The following is a 9,087-nucleotide window of genomic DNA, read 5'->3' on the forward strand; positions in this document are numbered from 1 at the left end:
CCCCAACGCCCCCGATGCGTAATGTCCTCAACCCCCCGCCGCGTGATCGTCTTCCGCGACGTCTTCTGCCTGGCGTCCCGATCCTCATCCGGATGCCCGATCGCGACCGCTCCGATCGGTGTGAACTCCTCCGGAATCCCGAACTCCCCGCGCACGTTGCCGATCGACTCCGGCGGAATACCGAAGTACAGCGCCCCGAGCCCCTCCTCGACCACCGCCAGCAGCAACAGCATCGTCAGCATGCCGGTGTCGATGTGCCAGAACGGCACCGGCCAGCGCGCCTCGTCCCGGTCGGTCCAGCCCTTGTCCGAGCGGGCGTACCGGTCGAGGTAGATGTCCTTGTTGGAGCAGGGGATCACGATCAGCGGAGCGTTGCGCAGCGGCGTGCCGGCGTACTCGTCCGCGGGGTCCATCGCCTTCCAGAACGCCGCGCGGTCCTCGGCCGACTCCAGCACGAGCATCGCGTAGCCCTGCGAGAAGCCGGCGGACGGCGCCCGGTTGGCCGCGCGCAGCAGGCGTTCGGCGACCTCCGGGGCGATGGGCTCGGTCGTGAACGCCCGGACCATCTTCCGCTTGCGGATCACATCCTGGAATTCCATGCTCACTCCGCCGCTTGCGAGGGGTCGGCGCCGAAGCAGCCGGCGCCCAGGAGGACCTTGAGATCGGAGCTCAGCGCGGGCGAGTTCGCGACCCGCAGGTTGTCGCCGAGCTGGTAGCGGACCACCTTGTCGGTGGGGCTCTTCAGGTGCATGCGCACCGGGGTGGTCCCCGGGTGGCGGGTCAGGATCCGTTTGAGGCGCTCCACGGTCGCCGGGATCACCCGGGACTCCGAGACGTGCAGCACCACCGGGGCGCTGCTGCCGGCCGCCGAGATGTCCAGCAGCGCGACCTCCATCGCGATCAGCTTCGGCACGTCGTCGCGCTTGTCCAGCCGGCCCTTCACCACGACCACCGCGTCCTCGGCCAGTTGGGTCGAGTACAGCTGGTAGGTCTGCGGGAAGAACATCGTCTCGATGCCGCCCTCGAGGTCTTCGACGGAGGCCGCGGCCCAGGTGTTGCCCTGCTTGGTGACCTTGCGGGCCAGCCCGGCGACCAGACCGGCGATGGTGACGATGGAGCCGTCGGCGCGCTCGGTGTCGCCGGTGAGCGAGGCGATCGAGCAGTCGGCCTTGGACGCGAGCAGGTTCTCCACGCCGGACAGCGGGTGGTCCGAGACGTACAGGCCCAGCATCTCGCGCTCGAAGCCGAGCAGGACCTTCTTGTCCCACTCGATGTCCGAGAACGTCATCTCCACGCCGCCGGTGATGGCCTCCTGGCCGCCGTCCAGCAGCGAGCCGAACAGCGAGTCCTGGCCCAGCGCCTCCTGCTTCTTGACGTCCACCACCGAGTCGATCGCGCGCTCGTGCTGCTCGATCAGCCCGCGCCGGGAGTGCCCCAGGGAGTCGAAGGCGCCGGCCTTGATCAGCGATTCGATCGTCCTCTTGTTGCAGACCGGCAGGTCCACCTTGGCCAGGAAGTCGCTGAAGGAGGTGAAGCGGCCCTTGGCCTTGCGGGTGGCGATGATCGAGGAGACCACGTTCTCCCCGACGTTGCGGATCGCGCCGAGGCCGAAGCGGATGTCGGTGCCGACCGGGGTGAACTGGTGCAGCGAGTCGTTGACGTCCGGCGGCAGGACCTTGATGCCCATCCGGCGGCATTCGCCCAGGTAGATCGCCGAGCGGTCCTTGTCCACGGCCGTCGAGGTGAGCAGCGCGGCCATGTACTCGGCCGGATAGTGGGCCTTGAGATACGCGGTCTGATACGCGATGAAGCCGTAGGCGACCGAGTGCGACTTGTTGAACGCGTAGTCGGCGAACGGGACCAGGACGTCCCACACCGCCTTGGTGGCCTGGGCCGAGTAGCCGTTGTCGGCCATGCCCTTCTCGAAGCCCACGTACTCCTTGTCGAGGACTTCCTTCTTCTTCTTGCCCATGGCCCGGCGCAGCAGGTCCGCTTGGGCCAGGGAGTAGCCGGCGAGCACCCGCGCGGCCGCCATCACCTGCTCCTGGTAGATGATCAGGCCGTAGCTGACCCCCAGGACCTCCTTGAGCGGCTCCTCCAGCTCCGGGTGGATCGGGGTGATCGGCTGCCGGGCGTTCTTGCGCTCGGCGTAGTTGATGTGCGAGTTCGCACCCATGGGCCCGGGCCGGTACAGGGCGATGATGGCCGAGACGTCTTCGAAGTTGTCCGGGCGCATCTGGCGCAGCAGCGAGCGCAGCGGGCCGCCGTCGAGCTGGAACACGCCGAGGGTGTCGCCCTTGCACAGCAGCTCATACGTCAGCGGGTCGTCGAGCGGGAACTCCAGCGTGTTCAGTCGCTGGCCGGTCGTGGTCTCGACGTTGTTCAGGGCGTCGGTGATGATCGTCAGGTTCCTCAGACCGAGGAAGTCCATCTTGATCAGGCCGATTTCCTCGCAGGTCGGGTAGTCGAACTGCGTGATGATGACGCCGTCGGCCGGGCGCATCATGACCGGCACGTGGTCGGTGATCGTCTCCGGGGAGATGATGACGCCGGCCGCGTGCACCCCGGGCTGCCGGATCAGGCCCTCGACCCCGCGGCCGGTGTCGATGACCTTCTTGACGTCCGCGTCCTGCTCGTACATCCCGCGGATCTCGCCGGCCTCGCCGTAGCGCGGGTGGTTGCTGTCGAACACCCCGGTCAGCGGCATCGACTTGCCCATCACGTCCGGCGGCAGCGCCTTGGTGATGCGGTCGCCCATCGCGAACGGGTAGCCCAGGATCCGGCTGGAGTCCTTGATCGCCGCCTTGGCCTTGATCCGGCCGAAGGTGGCGATCATCGCGACCTTGTCCTCGCCGTACTTCTCGGTGACGTAGCGGATCACGTCCGAGCGGCGCCGGTCGTCGAAGTCGATGTCGATGTCCGGCGGGGTGACCCGGTCCGGGTTCAGGAACCGCTCGAAGAGCAGGTCGAACGGTATCGGGTCGACGTCGGTGATGCCGAGCGACCAGGCCACCAGCGACCCCGCGGCCGACCCGCGGCCCGGGCCGACGGCGATGCCGTTGTCCTTGGCCCAGTTGATGAAGTCCGCGACCACGATGAAGTAGGACGGGAAGCCCATCGACAAGATGATGCCGAGCTCGAACTCCAGGCGGTCGTGGTAGACCTTCTCGTCCGGCACCCCGGCCGGGAAGCGCTTGTTCAGGCCGTCATAGGCGAGCTTGCGGAACCACTGGTCCTCGTTCATCCCGTCCGGCGGATCCAGGCGCGGCATCAGGTTCCGGTAGGAGAACATCCCCTCCGGGTTGACCTTGTCGGCGATCAGCAACGTGTTCCGGCAGCCCTCCTGCCAGATGTCGTCGGTCCTGATCGCCCGCATCTCGTCCGCGGTCTTCAGGTAGTAGCCGTCGCCGCCGAACCGGAAGCGGTCCGGGTCGGCGATGTTCGAGGCGGTCTGGATGCACAGCAGCGCGTCGTGCGCGGCGGATTCGTGCTGGTAGGTGTAGTGCGAGTCGTTGGTGACCACCGGCGGGATGTTGAGCTTGCGGCCGATCTCCAGCAGACCTTCGCGGACCTTCGTCTCGATGTCGAGCCCGTGGTCCATCAGCTCTAGATAGAAATTCTCCTTGCCGAAGATCTCTTGGTACTGCGCGGCGGCGGCGTAGGCCTCGTCGAACTGCTCCAGGCGCAGCCGGGTCTGCACGAAGCCCGAGGGGCAGCCGGTGGTGGCCATCAGTCCGGCGGAGTGCTGGGCCATCAGCTCGGCGTCCATGCGCGGGTACTTGCGGGCGAAGCCCTCGGTGAAGGCGCGCGAGGAGAGCTTGGTGAGGTTCTGCAGGCCGGTGACGTCCTTGGCCCAGATCGTGGCGTGACCGTAGAGGCCGCCACCGGAGACGTCATCCTTCTTCTGGTGCGGCTGGCCCCAGCGGATCGGCTTCTGGTTGTAGCGCGACTCCGGGGCCACGTACGCCTCGATCCCGAGGATCGGCTTGATCCCGGCGGCCGTCGCCTGCTTGGTGAAGTCGGCCGCGCCGTGCATGTTCCCGTGGTCCGTCATCGCCACCGCGGGCATGCCCAACTCGGCGGCGTGTTTGAACATGTCCTTCAGCCGTGCCGCACCGTCGAGCATTGAATACTCGGTGTGAACGTGCAGGTGGACGAAGGAATCGGACACAGGGATCCTCCTGCGGGTGGGGCGGGCGCGGCCCGAGAAGTCTACGAGATTTACTAGATCCAAGGTTCGCATCGGGGTGGGTTTCCGGCCCGCCGCAGGTAAGGAGTGCAAGTGAGACTCGGGCGTGTCGCGTCGTGGTTCCTGGTCGGCTTCGGAGTGTGGTCGGTGATCATCTGGCCGCGGTTCATGGAGGCCATCTGGGACGACAAAAGGTCGTGGGACAACGGGCCCACGTCGTTCTTCCTGGTGCACGCGGTGCTGGTGGCCGTGTCCGTCGTGGCCGGGGTGTCGATCGGGGTGATCGGGTGGCGCTCGGTGCGGGGGCTGCGCAAGATGAACGCGTGACTTCTCGTGTGGTGACCGACCGCGAACGCCGGGCCCGGCTGGCGACGCGACATCTGTTGGCCCCGGGACTGCGTGCGCCGTCCGCCGAGGCGGTGGCCGACGCCCTGGTCGCGCTGCACGCCACGGACGCGGCCACGGTCTACCTCTCGGCGCTGGCGCGGTTGGCCGCGCCGCAGACCGCGCAGGTCGAGCGCGCGCTCTACGACGACCGGACCCTGGTCCGCATGCACGGCATGCGCCAGACCCTGTTCGTGGTCCCGGCGCAGTTGGCGTCGGTGGTGCAGGCCTCCACGACCCGTGAGATGTGGGTCAAGGAACGCGGGCTGCTGCTGAAGAACGCGGCGGACGCCGGACTGGACACGGCGTGGCTGGAACGCGTCGAGGCCGAGACGGTCGCCGAAGTGCGGCGGCGTGGTTCGGTGACCGGGGCGGAACTGGGCAAGACCGTGCCGGGGCTTCGGGATCAGGTCCTGTACGGCAAGGGCACCAAGTGGGAGACCTGGCAGCCGGCCTCGGGCCGGGTGCTGCGGGTGCTCGGCTTCGACGGCGCGGTGGTGCGCGGCCGGCCGGTCGGATCGTGGCTGTCGAGCCAGCATCGGTGGGAGCCGGGCGCGGGGCACGCGGACATCCCGGTGGCCGATGCGCAGGCCGAGTTGGCCCGGCGCTGGCTGCGGGCCTTCGGACCGGCCACCGAGGCCGATCTGAAGTGGTGGACCGGGTGGAAGGTCACCGATGCCCGCAAGGCCCTGAAGGCGATCGGGGCGGTGGCGGTGAAGGTCGAGTCGGACGACGCGCCGGCTTGGGTCCTGCCCGACGATCTGGATGGCGTGGAGGCGACGGAGCCGTGGGCCGCGTTGCTGCCCGGGCTCGACCCGACAGCGATGGGGTGGCAGGCGCGCACGTGGTACCTCGCCGACGGGATCCGGCCGCGGTTGTTCGACCGTGCGGGGAACGTCGGGCCGACGGTCTGGTGGAACGGCGAGGTCGTCGGGGGCTGGGCCCAGCGGCCGGACGGAACCGTGGTGACGGGGATGTTGCGGGATGTGGGCGGCGCGGCGGACAAGCTCATCGCCGCTGAGGCCGAGCGGTGGCAGCGGATTCTGGGGGAGCACCGCGTGACGCCGCGTTTCCGGACGCCAATGGAGCGGGAGCTCACAGAGGGCTGATACCGCCCGGCGTCGTGAATATGTTGTTTCGCCAACAGACTGTAAGGAGCCTGTTGACGTTGGGTGAGGGTGCGCCTAGCCTGTGCGATTGCGATCGATGACGTTCATTCGTAGTCGAATTTGTTGGAGCGTGCTATGCCACCCACAGCTAGACGACGCACCGCGCTCGCCACGGTCCTCACCCTCCTTCTCAGTGTCCTGACCGGCCTGGCCGTCACCTCCCCGACGGCGCAGGCGGCCAAGGCGGGCAAGTCCGCCACCGCCACCGACACCACGATCACCGTCGACGGCAACGCCTCCGGGCGCACCTTCGACGGCCTCGGCGCGATCAGCGGCGGCGGCGGCAACTCGCGGCTGCTCGTGGACTATCCCGAGCCGCAGCGCAGCGAGATCCTGGACTACCTGTTCAAGCCCGGATACGGCGCCTCGCTCCAGATCCTGAAGATCGAGATCGGCGGCGACACCAACTCCACCGACGGCGCCGAGGCCTCGCACGAGCACAGCCGCGGGGTCGTCGACTGCAACGAGGGCTACGAGTGGTGGCTCGCCGAGCAGGCCAAGGCCCGTAACCCCAACATCAAGATCTACGGCCTGGCCTGGGGTGCCCCGGGCTGGATCAACGGCGGGTTCTGGTCCACCGACACCGTCAACTACCTGATGGACTGGTTCGGCTGCGCGGCCCAGCACCACCTGAACGTCGACTACCTCGGCGGCTGGAACGAGCGGGGCTACAACGCCACCTTCTACGAGAACCTCAAGAGCGCGCTGGTCGCGCACGGCTACGGCGCCACCAAGGTGGTCGGGGCCGACAGCGGCTGGGACGTCGCGGACGCCATGACCACGGACTCGAACTTCAACAACTCCGTGGACATCGTCGGCGTCCACTACCCCTGCGGCTACGGCAGTGCCTTCACCTCGTGCGACAGCACGCAGAACGCGCTGAACCTGAACAAGCCGTTGTGGGCCAGTGAGAACGGCTCGGAGTCGACCGACGGCAGTTCCACCTTCGGCGCGCCGAGCATCGCCCGCGCGCTGAACCGGGACTACATCGACGGCAAGATGACCGCGTACATCAACTGGCCGTTGATCTCCGCGATCTACCCGAACCTGCACTACGCCGACCAGGGCCTGGGGATCGCCAACCAGCCGTGGTCCGGCAACTACTACATCGGCCAGACCACCTGGGTGATGGCGCAGACCTCGCAGTTCACCGAGCCCGGTTGGCAGTACCTGGACTCCGGCAGCGGCTACCTCGGCGGCGACCGGTCCAACGGTAGTTACGTCTCGCTGAAGTCGCCGAACGGCAGCGACTACAGCACCGTCGTGGAGACCATGGACGCCACGGCCGCGCAGAACGTGACGGTCAACGTCACCGGCGGTCTGTCGAACGGGACCGTGCACGTCTGGCAGACGAACGTGAAGTCCGGCAGCTCCTCGGACTGGTTCGTGCACAGCTCGGACCTCACACCGTCCGGCGGGTCCTACTCGACGACCCTGCAGCCCGGCTACGTCTACACCTTCAGCACGACCACCGGTCAGGGCAAGGGCGTCACGACGCCGCCGGCCCCCTCGACCATGCCGCTGCCCTACACGAACGACTTCAACACCCCGGCCACCACCACCTCGCCGCTCTACTTCTCGGACATGAACGGCGCCTTCCAGACCGCTCCCTGCGACGCCGGCCGCGCCGGGACCTGCCTGCGCCAGATGGCCGGCTACGAGCCGATCCGCTGGACCGGCGAGTCCTACGACGCGCCCTACACCCTGGTCGGCGACCAGACCTGGTCGAACTACACGGTCCAGGCCGACACACTGTTCGAACAGTCCGGCAGCGTGGAGCTGATCGGCCGGGCGAACATCCAGGGCACGAACAACAACGGCCTGAACGCCTACCACCTGCGGGTCAGCGACTCCGGTGCCTGGTCGATCGTGAAGAGCGACACCTCGTGGAACTTCACGACCCTGGCCAGCGGGACCATCTCCGGACTGGGCCTGAACAAATGGCACAAGGTGGCGTTCCAGCTGGACGGCTCGACCCTGACCGCTTCCGTCGACGGCACCGTGATCGGCAGCGCCACCGACAGCAGCTTCACCAACGGCCAGGCCGGTCTGGGCGTCACCGGCTACCAGACGGACGAGTTCTCGGACTTCTCCGTCACCCCGGGCTCGACCCAGATCCTGCACCAGGGCGCGGTCCCGTCGGCCGAGGCCGGCAAGTGCCTGGACGACAGGTACGACTCGCAGGCCGACGGCAACCCGGTCGAGATGTACGACTGCAACACCAGCCCGGCCCAGACCTGGTACTACGCCAACGGCTACTTGCAGCTCAACGGCGCCAGCGGCAAGTGCCTGGACGTCACCGGCAACAACTCCACCAACGGCACCCTGGTGGAGCTGTGGGACTGCAACGCCGGCCAGAACCAAGTGTGGACCCCGCAGGCGAACGGCGAATTGGTGAGCGCGTCTTCCGGCAAATGCCTGGACGACCCGCAATCCAACACCGCAAATTTCACCCAGCTGGAGATCTGGGACTGCAACGACGGGGCCAACCAGCAATGGACGATGCCATAATCCGGTGAATGAGCGGAAAGACATGGGGGATCATCGGTGCCGTCGTCGTCCTGGCTGCCGCCGGGACGACGACGGCGCTCTATCTGAACCGTGACAAGGCAGGCGACTACAAGTCCTTGCCGGGGTGCGACAAGCTCTCGGCGGCGGTGGCCGGCAAGCCGGCTCTCAAGGTCGGCCAGAACGTGACGGATGCCGCCGATATCCACGGACTGCACCCGGCCTACAGCAACATCCGCTGCGAGAGCTTCGACGATCAGACCTCTGTCGAAGTCGACTTGTTCGGGGCGAGCAACATGAGCGTGCTGACGACGGAGAAGTACCCGGACAAGCAGGTCCACGACGGCACCTGGCGCGCGAACGACTTGTTCAGCCACAACAATCTCACGCGGCTCAACGCGAACGTCGCCTATGGCTCGGCGGACTACGCCGGCATCACGTGCACGGTCGAGCAGGTGAAGCGCAACGCCGCGGTGATGTTGACCGTGCCGATGCCGAAGACGACGTCGGCGTCGTCGGCTCAGCGGAAGGCGCAGTGCGAGCAGATCGCGCAGACGCAGATGGCGAAGGTGATGGAGGCGGCGCTTTAGGGTGTTGGTGGGTTGGTGGGTTGGTGGCCGGTCGGCCGGTCGGCCGGTCTGGCGAGGCGGCGCAGTTGCTGCGCTGCTTTGCGTGGTCGCGCTGCTCAGTTCCTGTCAGTTCCTAGGCTCCCATGGGCTGTTCGGGGTTCGGGTGTTTTTGGGCTGGGGCTGGGACTGGGACTGGGACTGGGGTTTGCGGGTCGGGTTGCGGTTAGATTGTGGGTTTTAGAAGCTTTTTACGGCCTTCGGTTATGGT

At 67.3% G+C, this 9,087-nt stretch carries 6 protein-coding genes; 4 read left to right on the plus strand and 2 right to left on the minus strand.

Annotated elements, in window-relative coordinates:
• The coding region (locus tag IZR01_RS45580; RefSeq protein WP_194927466.1) for a nitroreductase family protein at positions 1 to 599 on the minus strand (599 nt) is incomplete at its 3' end.
• Between the two features lie 2 nt (positions 600 to 601).
• Entirely contained in the window at positions 602 to 4,171 is a 3,570-nt protein-coding gene (dnaE, locus tag IZR01_RS45585; RefSeq protein WP_194927467.1) for a DNA polymerase III subunit alpha, read from the minus strand.
• Positions 4,172 to 4,282: 111 nt separating this feature from the next.
• Between dnaE and IZR01_RS45590 the strand changes: the two genes are divergently transcribed.
• The 4 genes from IZR01_RS45590 (at position 4,283) to IZR01_RS45605 (ending at position 8,840) form a co-directional block, all read left to right on the plus strand.
• A complete protein-coding gene (locus tag IZR01_RS45590; RefSeq protein WP_194898933.1) occupies positions 4,283 to 4,516 on the plus strand; it encodes an SCO4848 family membrane protein in 234 nt (77 codons plus the stop codon).
• The gene (locus IZR01_RS45595) at positions 4,513 to 5,682 is read left to right on the plus strand and encodes a winged helix DNA-binding domain-containing protein (RefSeq protein ID WP_194927468.1); all 1,170 of its coding nucleotides are present in this window, start codon (positions 4,513 to 4,515) and stop codon (positions 5,680 to 5,682) included. Before IZR01_RS45590 ends, IZR01_RS45595 begins: the two co-directional genes overlap by 4 nt.
• Positions 5,683 to 5,817: 135 nt before the next feature.
• Entirely contained in the window at positions 5,818 to 8,253 is a 2,436-nt protein-coding gene (locus IZR01_RS45600) for a ricin-type beta-trefoil lectin domain protein (protein WP_194898935.1), read from the plus strand.
• An 8-nt stretch (positions 8,254 to 8,261) separates the two neighbouring features.
• Complete coding sequence (locus IZR01_RS45605) at positions 8,262 to 8,840, plus strand: hypothetical protein (RefSeq protein ID WP_194898936.1); 579 nt, start codon at positions 8,262 to 8,264, stop codon at positions 8,838 to 8,840.
• The last annotated feature ends 247 nt before the right edge of the window (positions 8,841 to 9,087 follow it).

This window comes from Catenulispora pinisilvae, assembly GCF_015356865.1.
In the GTDB taxonomy this organism is placed as follows: domain Bacteria; phylum Actinomycetota; class Actinomycetes; order Streptomycetales; family Catenulisporaceae; genus Catenulispora; species Catenulispora pinisilvae.

What these genes read in the sequence shown, in the direction of transcription:
- IZR01_RS45600 (WP_194898935.1), top strand. Translation starts at nt 5,818, where the DNA reads ATGCCACCCACAGCTAGACGACGCACCGCGCTCGCCACGGTCCTCACC.
- IZR01_RS45605 (WP_194898936.1), top strand. Translation starts at nt 8,262, where the DNA reads ATGAGCGGAAAGACATGGGGGATCATCGGTGCCGTCGTCGTCCTGGCT.